This window comes from Kitasatospora sp. NBC_01539 (genome assembly GCF_045040525.1).
In the GTDB taxonomy this organism is placed as follows: domain Bacteria; phylum Actinomycetota; class Actinomycetes; order Streptomycetales; family Streptomycetaceae; genus Kitasatospora.
This window is the reverse complement of sequence record NZ_CP109390.1, coordinates 3,581,881-3,594,949: the sequence shown is the minus strand read 5'-3', so window position 1 is coordinate 3,594,949 and position 13,069 is coordinate 3,581,881. Positions and strand designations below refer to the sequence as shown.

The window sequence follows — 13,069 nt, the reverse complement described above, 5'->3', positions numbered from 1 at the left end:
GATCCACGGAAGCGGAAGACAAGCGATGGCCGACGAGCACGCGCACGACCACGACCACGAGCACGCGCACAGCGAGCAGGACGAGAGCCCGGTGCAGAAGGTCGTCGGCGAGCTGCCCGACCCCGGCAAGGGGTCGGCCCGGCCGATCACCGTGTTCGGCAACCCGGTGCTGCACCGCGAGGTCGCCACCGTGACCGCGTTCGACGGCGAACTCGCCTCGCTCATCGACGACATGTTCGCCTCGATGTACGCCGCCGACGGGGTCGGCCTGGCCGCCAACCAGATCGGCGTCGACCTGAAGGTCTTCGTGTACGACTGCCCCGACGACGAGGGTGTGCGGCACGTCGGACACGTCGTCAACCCGGTGCTGGTGGACCTTCCGGCGGGCCGCCGCGTCCTCGACGACTCCGCCGAGGGCTGCCTCTCCGTCCCCACCGCGTACATGGACCTCGCCCGCCCGGACTTCGCCGCCGTCACCGGCCAGGACAAGGACGGCAGGGCGATCAGCGTCGAGGGCACCGGCTTCTTCGCCCGCTGCCTCCAGCACGAGACCGACCACCTGTACGGCTACCTCTACGTCGACCGGCTCTCCAAGCGCGACCGCAAGGACGCGCTGCGGCAGATGGCCGAGGGCACCCCGCGCTACGCGACCGTGCCGAACGACTGACGCGCACCCGCGCACGGAGGGCCGCTCCCCGGGTGGGGGAGCGGCCCTCGGTGCGTGGCAGGTCCGTCGGCGGCAGGACGCTCCGGCGGCGGGGTGCGCTAGAAGTCGTCGTCGAAGGAGACCGAACCCTCGACGGCGACCTGGTACGCGGAGACCCGGCGCTCGAAGAAGTTGGTCAGCTCCTGGACGTTCTGCAGCTCCATGAACCCGAACGGGTTGGTGGAGCCGTAGCGGACCGGCAGGCCGAGGCGGGCGAGCCGCTGGTCGGCGACGGCCTCCAGGTACTGGCGCATGGAGGCGGTGTTCATGCCGGGCAGGCCGTCGCCGCACAGGTCCTGCGCGAACTGGAGCTCGGCCTCGACGGCCTCCTCCATCATCGCGGTGACCTGCTTCGCCAGCGCGTCGTCGAAGAGGTCGGGCTCCTCCTCGCGGACGGTGTCGACCACCGACATGGCGAAGTCCATGTGCATGGACTCGTCACGGAACACCCAGTTGGTGCCGGTCGCCAGGCCGTGCAGCAGGCCGCGGCTGCGGAACCAGTACACGTACGCGAAGGCGCCGTAGAAGAACAGGCCCTCCACGCAGGCCGCGAAGCAGATCAGGTTGAGCAGGAACGCCCGGCGGTCGTCCTTGGTCTGCAGCGAGTCGAGGTGGTCGACCGCGTTCATGTACGTGAAGCAGAACTGCGCCTTCTGGTGGATGGAGGGGATGTTCTCCACCGCCGAGAAGGCCGCCGCGCGGTCGTCCGGGTCGGGCAGGTAGGTGTCGAGCAGCGTCAGGTAGAACTGGACGTGCACGGCCTCCTCGAACAGCTGGCGCGACAGGTAGAGCCGGGCCTCGGGCGAGTTGATGTGCTTGTAGAGGCTCAGCACGACGTTGTTGGACACGATCGAGTCGCCGGTCGCGAAGAAGGCGACCAGCCGGCCGATCATGTGCCGCTCGCCCTCGCTGAGCTTGGCGAGGTCGGCGACGTCGGAGTGCAGGTCCACCTCCTCCACGGTCCAGGTGTTCTTGATGGCGTCCCGGTAGCGGTCGTAGAACGACGGGTACCGCATCGGGCGCAGCGTCAGCTCGAAGCCCGGGTCGAGCAGCATCTTCTGACGGGCGGCGTCGGTCGGGGTGGTCACTGGCAGGCCTCGCAGGACTCGGGGTTCTCCAGGGAGCAGGCGATGGCGTCCTGCTCCTCCTGGCTCATGGTCGGGGCGGGCACCGGCACCGGGGCGGCGGCGCGGGCGCCGGTGGCGGCCTGCGCGATGCGGGTGGCCGGGCGCGACCGCAGGTAGTACGTGGTCTTGAGGCCGACCTTCCACGCGTACGCGTACATCGAGCTGAGCTTGCCGATGGTGGGCGCCGCCAGGAAGAGGTTCAGCGACTGGCTCTGGTCGATGTACGGCATGCGGGCCGCGGCCAGGTCGATGAGCGCGCGCTGCGGCAGCTCCCATGCCGTGCGGTAGAGGGAACGGACCTCGGCCGGCAGCCAGTTGAGCTCCTGCACGGAGCCGTTGGACTCGCGCAGCGCGTCCCGGGTCTGCTGGTCCCAGACACCGAGCGCCTTCAGCTCCCGCACCAGGTACGGGTTGACCTGGAGGAACTCGCCGGAGAGGGTCTCGCGCTTGAAGAGGTTCGACACCTGCGGCTCGATGCACTCGTACACGCCGGCGATCGAGGCGATCGTCGCGGTCGGCGCGATCGCCAGCAGCAGCGAGTTGCGCAGGCCGGTCGCGGCGATGCGGGTGCGCAGCGCCTCCCAGCGCTCCGTCCACCGCGGGGTGGCCGAGCCGAAGTGGTCGATGTGCAGCTCGCCGCGGGCGGCGCGGGTCTCGCCGTACGCCTCGTGGCGGCCGAACTGCTCGGCGAGGTCGGCGGAGCGCTCGTACGCGGTGAGCATGATGCGCTCGGAGATCAGGGTGGAGAGGGCCGCCGCCTCGGCGGAGTCGAAGTCGATCCGCAGCTGGAAGAAGACGTCCTGCAGGCCCATGATGCCCAGGCCGACCGGCCGCCAGCGGGAGTTGGAGGTGCCGGCCTCGGTGGTCGGGTAGAAGTTGATGTCGATGACCCGGTCGAGGAAGGTCACCGCGGTGCGCACGGTGGCGTCCAGGCGGTCCCAGTCCATCGCGTTCAGCAGGTCGTCGACGGTGGCGCCGGGGGCGACGTGCGCGCCCAGGTTGACCGAGCCGAGGTTGCAGACGGCCGTCTCGGAGTCGTCGGTGACCTCCAGGATCTCCGTGCACAGGTTGGACGAGTGCACGGTGCGGCCGGGCAGCGCGGTCTGGTTGGCGGCCCGGTTGGAGGCGTCCTTGAAGGTCATCCAGCCGTTGCCGGTCTGCGCCAGGGTGCGCATCATGCGGGCGTACAGGGTCTGCGCGGGGATGGTGCGCACCGCCTTGCCCGCCTGCTCGGCCTTGCGGTACGCCTCGTCGAAGTCGGCGCCCCACAGGTCGACGAGCTCCGGCACGTCGGCGGGGGAGAAGAGCGACCAGTCGGCGTCCGCGTTGACCCGGCGCATGAACTCGTCCGGGATCCAGTGCGCCAGGTTGAGGTTGTGCGTCCGGCGGGCCTCCTCGCCGGTGCTGTCGCGGAGCTCCAGGAACTCCTCGATGTCGGCGTGCCAGGTCTCCAGGTAGACGCAGGCGGCGCCCTTGCGCCGGCCGCCCTGGTTGACCGCGGCCACGGAGGAGTCCAGGGTGCGGAGGAACGGCACGATGCCGTTGGACTGGCCGTTGGTGCCGCGGATCAGGCTGCCGCGCGAACGGATCCGCGAGTACGACAGGCCGATGCCGCCGGCGTGCTTGGAGAGCCGCGCGATCTGCGCGTACCGGTCGTAGATCGAGTCGAGGTTGTCGAGCGGCGAGTCCAGCAGGTAGCACGACGACATCTGCGGGTGCTTGGTGCCGGAGTTGAAGAGCGTCGGCGAGGACGTCAGGTACTCCAGACGGCTCATCAGCCGGTACAGCTCGGCGACCTCGGCCACCGACTGCACGGTGTCGCCGACCGCGAGGCCCGCGGCGACGCGCAGCAGGAAGTGCTGCGGGGTCTCGACGACCTTGCGGGTGATCGGGTGGCGCAGCAGGTAGCGGGACTGCACGGTGCGCAGGCCGAAGTACTCGAAGCGGTCGTCGCCCTGTCGGTCGATCAGGGCGTCGAAGGCGGCGGCGTGCTTCGCGACGAAGGCGGCCGTGGTGTCGCCGATCAGACCCTCGGCGTGACCGACGGCGACCGAGGCGGCGAAGGACACCGCGCCCTGCGAGACGGCCTCGTCCTGGATCTCCAGGGCGAGCAGCCGGGCGGCGAGCTTCGAGTACTGCGGGTCCTCGGCGATCATCGACGCGGCGGCCTCCACGGCCAGCCCGCGCAGCTCGGCGAAGTCCGAACCGGCGTGGCGGCCGCGCAGCGCGGCGGCGGCGACGTGGCCGGGGTCCACCTGGGGGAGATCGGTGCTGCGGTCGGTGAGCAGCCGGAGCAGAGCAGCACCGGGGTCGGGCCGGTCGGATCCGGCAGATCCCTGGGAGGGCAGGGTGACTGAGGCAGCGACGGTCAAGGCGCACTCTCTCCTGTGGCGGCAGCGGACGGCGGCGTTGCCCGGGCCGTGCGTGGCAGGGGAGGACGGCACGCCGGACCGCGAAGGGGCGCGCGTCGTCTACCCGGCCCACCCGCGTGGCCTGGACGGTACTGCTGTGCTTCAAGGCATCTGCGGGGAAGCCGTGTGGCACACCGTCGGCAGGTCCTCGGACTGTGCGGTCCCCGGCGTCGCGGGCCGCTCACCGTTGCGGGGCAGTCCCGGACTTCCACCGGATTCCCCTGCGTCGACAGCGAGAGTGAGCATACATGTAGTGGTCGCTCGTTGATGTGCCCCCATATCTTGTGCACGCTACGTGTCGTCCTGATGGCGTCCGGCCGCGGCGGCGCAACGGAGGCCCGCCCGTACGGACACGCTGCGTGTCCGCCGGACGGGCCGGGCTAACCGTCAGAAGGTCAGTGAGTACACCATCAGCGGTCCGAGGCCCGGCCGGGGCGACCAGTCGCGGTCCGGGCTGCGGCGGAAGCCGAGCCGCTCGTAGAGGCGGTGGGCGGCGGACATGTCCGCCATCGTGGAGAAAGCCATGCCCGCGAGTCCGAGCGCGCGGCTGCGGTCCGCCGCCGCCGTGACGAGCGCCGCGCCGACGCCCCGGCCGCGGGCGGACGGGGCGACGGCGAGCATCCGGATCTCCCCCTCGTGCGGCCCGGCGACGTCCGCCCAGGGGGTGCCGCCGGGGGCGAAGGTCACGCTGCCGAGGACACGTCCGTCCGCCGGGTCGACGGCGACGAGGAGCTCGGCCTCCTCGCTGCGGGGACGGGCGTCACGGAGGCGGGCCGCGTAGGCGCTGCCGGGCGCGGTGTGGCCGCCGGCGACGAAGGCCTCGACCGTGACGGTTCCGGCCCCTGCGAGGTCCTCGGCGAGGGCCCGGCGGATGACGATGTCCATCCGTCCAGTGTGCCGCCGCCGGGGGCGTCGGGACCGGCCGGGGTGCCGTGCAGCCGGCCGGGGAGGTCCGGGTCGGCCGGGTAGCCGCCGGGGCGGTGCCAGTTGTCGCGCCCCTGGCGGGAGTTCCGGTCGACGTCGCGGCCGACGAGGGCGCCGAGCAGGCCGAAGCCGCCGATGACGGAGAGGAGGACGGTCGCGTCGGTGAGCATCGAGGAGGTCATGCGCTCCACTCTGGCCGGGGGCCGCGGCACCGACGAGTGGCAGGAAAGACCACTTGCATCGAAATCCTGCCAGCGTCATGCTGGAGCCATGCTGAAGAACGTCGTCGCCGTCGTGCTGGAGGACGTCCACCCCTTCGAACTCGGCGTGGCCTGCGAGGTGTTCGGACTCGACCGGTCCGAGGAGGGCCTGCCCGTCTACGAGTTCGGCCTCGCCTCCGACACCCCCGGGCCCAAGCGCACCCACGCGGGCTTCTCCGTCGACGTCCCGCACGGCCCCGAACGCCTCGCCGCCGCCGACCTCGTGGTGCTCACCGCCACCGGCCTGCGCGACACCTACCCGCCGGCGCTGGTCGACGCCCTGCGCGCCGCCGTCGACGGCGGCGCCCGGGCCCTGTCCATCTGCAGCGGCAGCTTCCTCCTCGGCGCCGCCGGCCTCCTCGACGGCCGCCGCTCCACCACCCACTGGAGGCACGCCGCCGAGATGGCCCGCCGCTTCCCCCTCACCACCGTCGAACCCGACGTCCTCTACGTCGACGAGGACCCGGTGATCACCTCCGCGGGCACCGCCGCCGGCATCGACGCCTGCCTGCACCTCGTGCGCAGGCTGCAGGGCGCCGAGGTCGCCCGCGGGATCGCCCGGCGGATGGTCGTCGCCCCGCACCGGGACGGCGGGCAGGCGCAGTTCATCAGCCGGCCGCTGCCCGAACCGGGCGTCGACTCCCTCACCGGCGTCCTCGACCAAATGCGCCGCGACCTCGACCAGGACGCCACCGTCGACAGCCTCGCCGCCCTCGCCCACATGTCGCCGCGCACCTTCGCCCGGCGCTTCCGGCAGGAGACCGGCACCACCCCGCACCGCTGGCTCACCGGCCAGCGCATCCTCCTCGCCCAGCGGCTGCTGGAGGGCACCGACGAACCCGTCGACACGGTCGCCGCCCGCTGCGGCTTCGGCAACGCGGCCACCCTGCGCCACCACTTCGCCCGCCGGCTCGGCACCACACCGCAGGCGTACCGGCGGGCGTTCGCCGGACCCGGCGGCACGCCGGACGCCCGGCCGGAGGTGCTCCTGCCGGGCGTCTGACCGCCGCCGGGGCCGCTCAGCGGCCGACCGCCGCCGCCCCGGCCCGGGCGAACTGCTCGTCGAGGTCGCCGCTCGGCGCGCCCGCCACCCCGATCCCCGCCACCGGCGCGCCCTGCACCTGCACGGGGGCGCCGCCCGCCAGGAACAGCGTGCCCGGGATGTCCTTCAGGTTCGGGGCCTGCGCCAGCCGCCCGGCCAGCTCCGAGGTCGGCGCGTTCCACGACACCGCCGTGAACGCCTTGCGCACCGCCGACTCCGGCGACTGCGGGCCCGCGCCGTCACCGCGCAGCGTGACCACGGTGGTGCCGTCGCGGTCGACCACCGCCACCGACACCCGCTGCCCGGCCTCCTCCGCCGCGTGCAGCGCCGCCTGGGCGGCCCGCGTCGCCGCGTCCACCGACAGGTGGGAGGAGGTGACCACGTTCCGGCCGTCCACCGCGACCGCAGGGGCCCTGCCCGCCGCCGCGCCGCCCGCGGTGTCCGCACTCGCCGACACCGCGCCGAACGTGCCCGCACCGAGCGCCGCCACCGCCACCGCACCGCCGAGCACCCGGGCCCTCACCGACGTCTTCCGCATGGTTCCGCTCCTCCTGCGATCACCGGCAGGGCCCCTACGGCCGCCGCCACACCCCGATCCTCCGGCCGCCGCGGGCCCTGCCGGGTCGTCCCCCGGGCCCGCTTCCGCAGGCATCATGGACGACAGGGGGGTCGGCCGATCGGATGATGCGCGGCCGCCCGGGACGGGTGAGGATCGCCACGACGCACGAGAGACGGAGCAGGTCGCAGCAGATGAACCGAACCCCCGCGGCCCCCCGCGACCCCCGGGCCCGGGTGCAGGCCCAGGCGCCCGGCACCGGCACCGCGGACGCCCGGTGGCTCCCCGCCGTCCTCGACTCGGCCTTCCTGCTGCTGCTCGCCGCGGCCCTCACCCGCTACCTCACCCACCACCCCGGCAACCCCGCCGCCCCGTGGGTGACCGGCCTCGGCGCCGCACTGGCCGCCGCCCAGCTCACCGGCCCCCGACTGCGCAGCCGTCCGGCCGCCCGGGCCGCCCTCGGCCCCGTGGTCGCCCTGTGGGTGGTGCTCGTGCTGCTGGCCCCGAGCTTCGCCTGGTGCGCCGTGCCGCTCGTGTACACGGTGCTGCGCACGCTGCCCGCGCGGGCCGCGCTGCCGCTGGTCGGTGCGCTCACCGTGCTGGTGGCGGTCGGCCAGGCCCGGCTCCCCGGCCCGGTCGACGCCACCCTGCTGCTCCTGCCGCCCGCCGTCGCGGTGCTGGCCACCGCGGTGTTCCTGTCGATGCAGCGGCAGACCGAGCGGCAGCGGGCCCTGCTCGACGACCTCGTCCGCACCCGGCGCGACCTCGCCTCGACCGAGCGGCGCGAGGGCACGCTCGCCGAGCGCGGCCGGCTCGCCGCGGAGATCCACGACACCCTCGCCCAGGGGCTGTCCAGCCAGCAGATGCTGCTGCAGGCCGCCGACCGCACGTGGGACACCGACCCGGACACCGCCCGCGGGCACGTCCGGACGGCCGCCGCCGTCGCCGCCCGCAACCTCGCCGAGGCGCGCCGCTTCGTCCACGACCTCGCCCCGGCGGAGCTCGCCGACGGCGGCGGCCTCGACCGGGCGCTGCACGCCCTCGCCGAGCGCGAGCGGGCCGAGTCCGGGCTGCCCGTCCGCCTGCACGTCGACGGCGCGCCCGCGCCGCTGCCGCCCGCCGCGCAGGCCGCCCTCCTGCGGATCGCGCAGGGTGCCCTGGCGAACGTCCGGGAGCACGCGGACGCCTCGGCGGCCGTGCTCACGCTCTCCTACCTGGGCGACCAGGCCGTGCTGGACATCGCCGACGACGGCCGCGGCCTCCCGCCCGGGCCGTCGGCGGCCGGCACCCCGCCCGCCGGGCGTCCGGACGCCCGGCGCGGCCACGGGCTGCGGGCCATGGACGCCCGGCTGCGGCAGTTCGGCGGCACCCTCACCGTCGAGAGCTCCCCGGGCGAGGGCACCGTCGTCTCGGCCGCCGTGCCGGTCGGCCCCGGGCGGCCGGCATGAGCGCGCCCGTCCGGCTGCTGGTCTGCGACGACCACGCCGTCGTCCGGGCCGGGCTCCTCGCGCTGCTCGCCAGCGCGGCCGGCATCGAGGTCGTCGGCGAGGCGGGCAGCGGCGAGGAGGCCGTCGTGCTGGCCGCCCGGCTCCGCCCGCAGGTGGTGCTGATGGATCTCCAGCTCGGCGCGGGCATCGACGGCGTCGAGGCCACCCGGCGGATCACCGCCGGGCCGGACGCGCCGTACGTGCTCGTGCTGACCACCTACGACACCGACGCCGACATCACGCGGGCCGTCGACGCCGGTGCGACCGGCTACCTGCTGAAGGCCGAGCGGCCCGAGGAACTGTTCACCGCCGTGCAGGAGGCGGCGGCGGGCCGCACCGTGCTCTCCCCGCCGGTCGCCTCCCGGGTGATGGCCCAGATGCGGGCCCCGGCCCGCCGGCTCACCGGGCGCGAGCTGGAGATCCTCGGCCGGCTCGCCGAAGGGCTCGGCAACCGGGAGATCGCGCGGGCGCTGTTCGTCAGCGAGGCGACGGTGAAGACGCACCTCGGCCGGATCTACGCCAAGCTCGGCGTCAACACCCGGGCGGGCGCGGTGGCGGCGGCGAAGGAGCGCCGGCTGCTGCGGTGACCCGCGGCCCGGCTCACCCCGGCAGGTGGCCGGTGGCGTTCCAGCCGTCCGCCCGCAGGCGGCCGTCGGCGGCCCGCCAGAGGCTGGCGGAGCAGTTGCGGACGGGTTCGAGGGCCATCAGCTGGGGCTCGGTGAGCCGGTCGAGGACGTGCCGCAGCATCAGCACGGTGCAGTCGTGCGCGACGACCAGCACCGGCCGGCCGGCCTCCTCCTCGGACAGGTCGCGGAGCACGCCGCGCACCCGCAGGGCGACGTCCAGCCAGGACTCGCCGCCGGGCGGCCGGTAGTAGAGCTCGCCCATCCGGCGGCGCCGGGCGGCCTCCGCCGGGTGCTCCTTCTCGATGGCGGCCCGGGTGAGCATCTCCAGCACGCCGAGCTCCCGGTCGCGCAGCCGCTCGTCGTGGCGCACGGGCAGCCCGACGGGTACGGCGCCGAGCCCGGAGGCCTGGGCGAGGGCGATCCGCGCGGTCTCGACCGTGCGGACGTACGGGGAGCACCAGACGGCGCGCGGGCGGTCGGCGGGCGGCAGGTCGGCCCACCAGCGGCCCAGGGCCTGGGCCTGCGCCTGGCCGTGCATGGTGAGCGGGATGTCGGCGTCGCGGCTGGTGATCGGCACGCTCAGCGCGCCGGTCTCGTCGGCCCGCCGGAATTCGACGTTGGCGACGGACTCGCCGTGCCGGGTGGCGATCAGGACGGACGGGAGCGGGCGCCCTCCGTCGCGTTCGGTGCGGTGTCCGTTCAGGATGGTGCCGGCCTCGGCCATCGGCGTCTCCCCGTCTGCGTCGTCGTTCCGCGCCGTCGCGCCGGCGCCGTGGCGGCGCCCCCGGCTGGTGGGGGTGGCGCGCCCGTGGGGAGCCGCGCCCGACACGGTGCCCGCGCCGCCGCCTCCAGTGTTGTCGGAGGTGGCGGCGCGAGCACAGGGCGCACGAGGGGCGACCCGGTGCGCCGTCTCGCACGGCGCGCCCGTGGCCGGGCGGCCCTGCGGTCAGTGCGCCGTCGCGGGCTGCGGGGCGGTGTCCACGGCGGTGTCGCCGGCGTCCGCGGTGTAGTCGGTGCGGACGGTCTCGTCGGCGCCCTCGGGGGCCTTGAGGGACTTCAGGACGAGCGTGAGGACGACGGCGACCGCGAGGTTCAGCACGAAGGCGGTGAGGCCGATGTAGCCGATCTCGCCGATCCACGGGATCTCGTGCGAGCTGCCGCCGAAGTGCTTGGTGGCGGCGGACTTGATGCCGTACGCCGTCCAGGTGCCGTAGCCCATGCCGACGGCCCAGCCCGCGAGCAGCGCCCAGCGGTGGAACCAGCGGGTGAAGAGGCCGCCGACGATGGTGACGAAGGTCTGCAGGATCCACAGGCCGCCGAGCAGCTGCAGGTTGATCGCGAACTGCTTGTCCATCGCGAGGACGAAGGCCAGCGCGCCGACCTTCACCAGCAGCGAGGCGATCTTGGCGACCCGGGTCTCGTCCGCCGGGGTGGCCCCGGGCTTGAGGAACTCCTTGTAGATGTTGCGGGTGAAGAGGTTGGCCGCGGCGATCGACATGATCGCGGCGGGCACCAGGGCGCCGATGCCGATCGCCGCGAAGGCGACGCCGGTGAACCAGTCCGGGAACATGTTCTCGAAGAGCTGCGGCACCGAGAGCTGCGCGTTGAAGCCCTTCACGCCCTTGCCGACCCCGGCCGCGATGGCCATGAAGCCGAGCAGCGCGAGCAGGCCCAGCATCAGCGAGTACGCCGGCATGATCGCCATGTTGCGGCGCACCGTGTTGCGGGACTTCGAGGCCAGCACGCCCGTCACCGAGTGCGGGTACATGAACAGCGCCAGCGCCGAGCCGAGCGCGAGCGTGGCGTACGTCCAGTGCGCGCTCGGGCCGAGCACCAGCGAGCCGGACGGCTTGCCGGTCGCCGGGTTGACCGTCGAGAACTTCTGCGCGGCCGCGTCGAAGATGTGCCCGTAGCCGCCGAGCCGCATCGGGATGTAGATCACCGCGACGATGATCACGATGTAGACCAGGGTGTCCTTGACGAAGGCGATCAGCGCGGGCGCCCGCAGCCCCGACGAGTACGTGTACGCGGCGAGCACCGCGAACGCCAGGAACAGCGGCAGGTCCTTCATGAACCAGTTGCCCGAGCCGCCGACGCCCAGCACGTCCAGCACCGCCTGGATGCCGACCAGCTGCAGCGCGATGTACGGCATGGTCGCCAGGATGCCGGTCAGCGCGACCACCAGCGACAGCGACTTCGAGCCGTACCGCCCGCGCACGAAGTCCGCCGGGGTGACGTACCCGTGCACCCGGGACACCGACCACAGCCGCGGCAGGAACAGGAACACCAGCGGGTAGGCGATGATCGTGTACGGCACCGCGAAGAAGCCCGCCGCGCCCGTGCCGTAGATCGCCGCCGGGACGGCCACGAAGGTGTAGGCCGTGTACAGGTCGCCGCCCAGCAGGAACCAGGTGACCCAGGTGCCGAAGCTGCGGCCGCCCAGGCCCCACTCGTCGAGGTGCAGGGCGTCGTCCGCCCGGCGCCAGCGGGCGGCGAGGAAGCCCATCACGCTGACGAGGGCGAAGAAGAGCAGGAAGACGGTCAGCGCCGTCACGTTGATGCCGGTGTGCATCACTGCTCACCCGCCGCTCGGGCCGCCTTGCGGGCCTTCTCGTCGCGGTTGATCAGGACGTAGGCGCCGACCGTGAAGAGCGCCGACACCGGCACCCACATCAGCTGGTACCAGTAGAAGAACGGCACCCCGCCGAGCTCCGGGGTGGCCTTGGTGTACGAGGACACCCAGAGCATGACCACCACGGGCACGGCGAGGCAGAGTCCGGCCAGCACCCGGGCGGGTGTGACCGCGGGCAGGCTGCCCGGGGGAGTTTCCGAGGACATGGATCGGCTCCGGCTGAAGAGGTGTCACCTCTGCGGCGCCGCAGCGCACATCGCTGTGCGCCCGCCGAGCAGCACCCTGGGTGATCGACAGGACGCAGCGAAATTTAGGGCACGGCGTGACCTGTGTCACTACGTACGGGCGAACTTTCGCCATGTCCGATCAGACCGGGCGCAGGATCCTCACGCCGGGCGCTGCAGGCGGGTGATGAACTTGTACCGGTCGCCGCGGTAGATCGAGCGGACCCACTCCACCGGCGCGCCCTCGGCGTCGAACGAGTGCCGGGAGAGCTGCAGCATCGGCAGACCCAGGTCGGAGCCGAGCAGGCCGGCCTCGCGCGGGTTCGCCAGGGTGGTCTCGATGGTCTCCTCGGCCTCGGCCACGGTGACGCCGTACACCTCGCGCAGCGCGGTGTAGAGCGAGTTGTGCTTGACGAGGTTGCGGCGCAGCGCGGGGAAGCGCTTCGCGGAGAGGTGCGCGACCTCGATCGCCATAGGGTCGCCGTTGGCCAGGCGCAGGCGCTCGATCTGCAGCACCCGGCTGCCCGGCTTGATGTCGAGCAGCGGCGCGAGCCGGTCGTCGGCGCTGACGTAGCCGACCTCGATGAGGCGGGAGGTCGGCTCCAGGCCCTGCGCGCGCATGTCCTCGGTGTACGAGGTGAGCTGGAGGGCCTGCGCGACCTTCGGCTTGGCGACGAACGTGCCCTTGCCCTGGATGCGCTCCAGACGGCCCTCGACGACCAGCTCCTGCAGGGCCTGTCGGACGGTGGTGCGCGAGGTGTCGAACTGGGCGGCGAGCGCCCGCTCCGGCGGCACGGGCGTGCCGGCGGGCTGCGTCTCGGTCAGCTGCAGCAGGTGGCGCTTGAGCCCGTAGTACTTCGGTACGCGCGCAACCGCGCCGGCTGCCGCCGTGGACTGCGCCGGCACCGAGGTGCCCTCCGGGAGGGCCGCCGTGCCCCTGTCGCCGCTCATGGCCGCTCTCACTCCTCGCGCTGCAGCCGTCACCGGCTCCTCCGTCGTTGTCTGCGCACATGGTTGCACGCGCGGGCCGCCGGAGGGGAGCTCCGGCGGCCCTGGTCCCGTCCTGCGGTCGGG

12 protein-coding genes and 1 riboswitch are annotated in these 13,069 nt (G+C 73.5%); of the genes, 4 read left to right on the top strand and 8 right to left on the bottom strand.

Features of this window, described 5'->3' with window-relative positions; genetic code table 11:
• Positions 1-25 precede the first annotated feature (25 nt).
• A complete protein-coding gene (gene def / locus OG335_RS15250; protein ID WP_405011650.1) occupies positions 26-667 on the top strand; it encodes a peptide deformylase in 642 nt (213 codons plus the stop codon).
• Between the two features lie 98 nt (positions 668-765).
• Here the strand turns inward: def and OG335_RS15245 are convergent, their stop codons facing one another.
• From OG335_RS15245 to OG335_RS15235, 3 genes are all read right to left on the bottom strand, one after another.
• Positions 766-1,761, bottom strand: a complete 996-nt coding sequence (locus OG335_RS15245; RefSeq protein ID WP_405015410.1) for a ribonucleotide-diphosphate reductase subunit beta — start codon at positions 1,759-1,761, stop codon at positions 766-768.
• Between the two features lie 29 nt (positions 1,762-1,790).
• Positions 1,791-4,181 carry a ribonucleoside-diphosphate reductase subunit alpha gene (locus tag OG335_RS15240; RefSeq protein WP_405015409.1) on the bottom strand — a complete coding sequence of 797 codons (2,391 nt, stop codon included), beginning with the start codon at positions 4,179-4,181 and terminating at the stop codon, positions 1,791-1,793.
• Between the two features lie 184 nt (positions 4,182-4,365).
• Positions 4,366-4,496, bottom strand: a riboswitch (cobalamin riboswitch).
• Between the two features lie 135 nt (positions 4,497-4,631).
• Positions 4,632-5,129, bottom strand: coding sequence for a GNAT family N-acetyltransferase (locus tag OG335_RS15235; protein ID WP_405011649.1), 498 nt, complete (start codon positions 5,127-5,129; stop codon positions 4,632-4,634).
• A 309-nt stretch (positions 5,130-5,438) separates the two neighbouring features.
• Here OG335_RS15235 and OG335_RS15230 point away from each other — a divergent pair, with 309 nt between their 5' ends.
• On the top strand, positions 5,439-6,431 hold the full coding sequence (locus tag OG335_RS15230; RefSeq protein ID WP_405011648.1) for a helix-turn-helix domain-containing protein: 993 nt from the start codon (positions 5,439-5,441) through the stop codon (positions 6,429-6,431).
• A gap of 16 nt (positions 6,432-6,447) precedes the next feature.
• Here OG335_RS15230 and OG335_RS15225 read toward each other — a convergent pair whose 3' ends face one another.
• On the bottom strand, positions 6,448-7,008 hold the full coding sequence (locus OG335_RS15225) for a heme-binding protein (RefSeq protein ID WP_405011647.1): 561 nt from the start codon (positions 7,006-7,008) through the stop codon (positions 6,448-6,450).
• A 212-nt stretch (positions 7,009-7,220) separates the two neighbouring features.
• On the opposite strand from OG335_RS15225, the gene OG335_RS15220 reads away from it, so the two are divergent.
• Together OG335_RS15220 and OG335_RS15215 are read left to right on the top strand one after the other, a co-directional pair.
• Entirely contained in the window at positions 7,221-8,474 is a 1,254-nt protein-coding gene (locus OG335_RS15220) for a sensor histidine kinase (protein ID WP_405011646.1), read from the top strand.
• Positions 8,471-9,100, top strand: coding sequence for a response regulator (locus OG335_RS15215; protein ID WP_405011645.1), 630 nt, complete (start codon positions 8,471-8,473; stop codon positions 9,098-9,100). Before OG335_RS15220 ends, OG335_RS15215 begins: the two co-directional genes overlap by 4 nt.
• Before the next feature lie 13 nt (positions 9,101-9,113).
• On the opposite strand, the gene OG335_RS15210 is transcribed toward OG335_RS15215, so the two are convergent.
• From OG335_RS15210 to OG335_RS15195, 4 genes are all read right to left on the bottom strand, one after another.
• Positions 9,114-9,863, bottom strand: a complete 750-nt coding sequence (locus tag OG335_RS15210; RefSeq protein ID WP_405011644.1) for a histidine phosphatase family protein — start codon at positions 9,861-9,863, stop codon at positions 9,114-9,116.
• A 222-nt stretch (positions 9,864-10,085) separates the two neighbouring features.
• Positions 10,086-11,711: a monocarboxylate uptake permease MctP gene (gene mctP / locus OG335_RS15205; RefSeq protein ID WP_405011643.1), complete on the bottom strand. Its 1,626-nt coding sequence runs from the start codon at positions 11,709-11,711 to the stop codon at positions 10,086-10,088.
• A complete protein-coding gene (locus OG335_RS15200) occupies positions 11,711-11,977 on the bottom strand; it encodes a DUF3311 domain-containing protein (protein WP_405011642.1) in 267 nt (88 codons plus the stop codon). Before OG335_RS15200 ends, mctP begins: the two co-directional genes overlap by 1 nt.
• Positions 11,978-12,157: 180 nt before the next feature.
• On the bottom strand, positions 12,158-12,946 hold the full coding sequence (locus OG335_RS15195) for a GntR family transcriptional regulator (RefSeq protein ID WP_405011641.1): 789 nt from the start codon (positions 12,944-12,946) through the stop codon (positions 12,158-12,160).
• Positions 12,947-13,069: the final 123 nt, after the last annotated feature.

Bases quoted from the DNA above. Each gene is read 5' to 3' on its own strand.
- def (WP_405011650.1), top strand. From the start codon at position 26: ATGGCCGACGAGCACGCGCACGACCACGACCACGAGCACGCGCACAGC.
- OG335_RS15245 (WP_405015410.1), bottom strand. From the start codon at position 1,761: ATGCTGCTCGACCCGGGCTTCGAGCTGACGCTGCGCCCGATGCGGTAC.
- OG335_RS15235 (WP_405011649.1), bottom strand. From the start codon at position 5,129: ATGGACATCGTCATCCGCCGGGCCCTCGCCGAGGACCTCGCAGGGGCC.
- OG335_RS15230 (WP_405011648.1), top strand. From the start codon at position 5,439: ATGCTGAAGAACGTCGTCGCCGTCGTGCTGGAGGACGTCCACCCCTTC.
- OG335_RS15225 (WP_405011647.1), bottom strand. From the start codon at position 7,008: ATGCGGAAGACGTCGGTGAGGGCCCGGGTGCTCGGCGGTGCGGTGGCG.
- OG335_RS15220 (WP_405011646.1), top strand. From the start codon at position 7,221: ATGAACCGAACCCCCGCGGCCCCCCGCGACCCCCGGGCCCGGGTGCAG.
- OG335_RS15215 (WP_405011645.1), top strand. From the start codon at position 8,471: ATGAGCGCGCCCGTCCGGCTGCTGGTCTGCGACGACCACGCCGTCGTC.
- OG335_RS15210 (WP_405011644.1), bottom strand. From the start codon at position 9,863: ATGGCCGAGGCCGGCACCATCCTGAACGGACACCGCACCGAACGCGAC.
- mctP (WP_405011643.1), bottom strand. From the start codon at position 11,711: ATGCACACCGGCATCAACGTGACGGCGCTGACCGTCTTCCTGCTCTTC.
- OG335_RS15200 (WP_405011642.1), bottom strand. From the start codon at position 11,977: ATGTCCTCGGAAACTCCCCCGGGCAGCCTGCCCGCGGTCACACCCGCC.
- OG335_RS15195 (WP_405011641.1), bottom strand. From the start codon at position 12,946: ATGAGCGGCGACAGGGGCACGGCGGCCCTCCCGGAGGGCACCTCGGTG.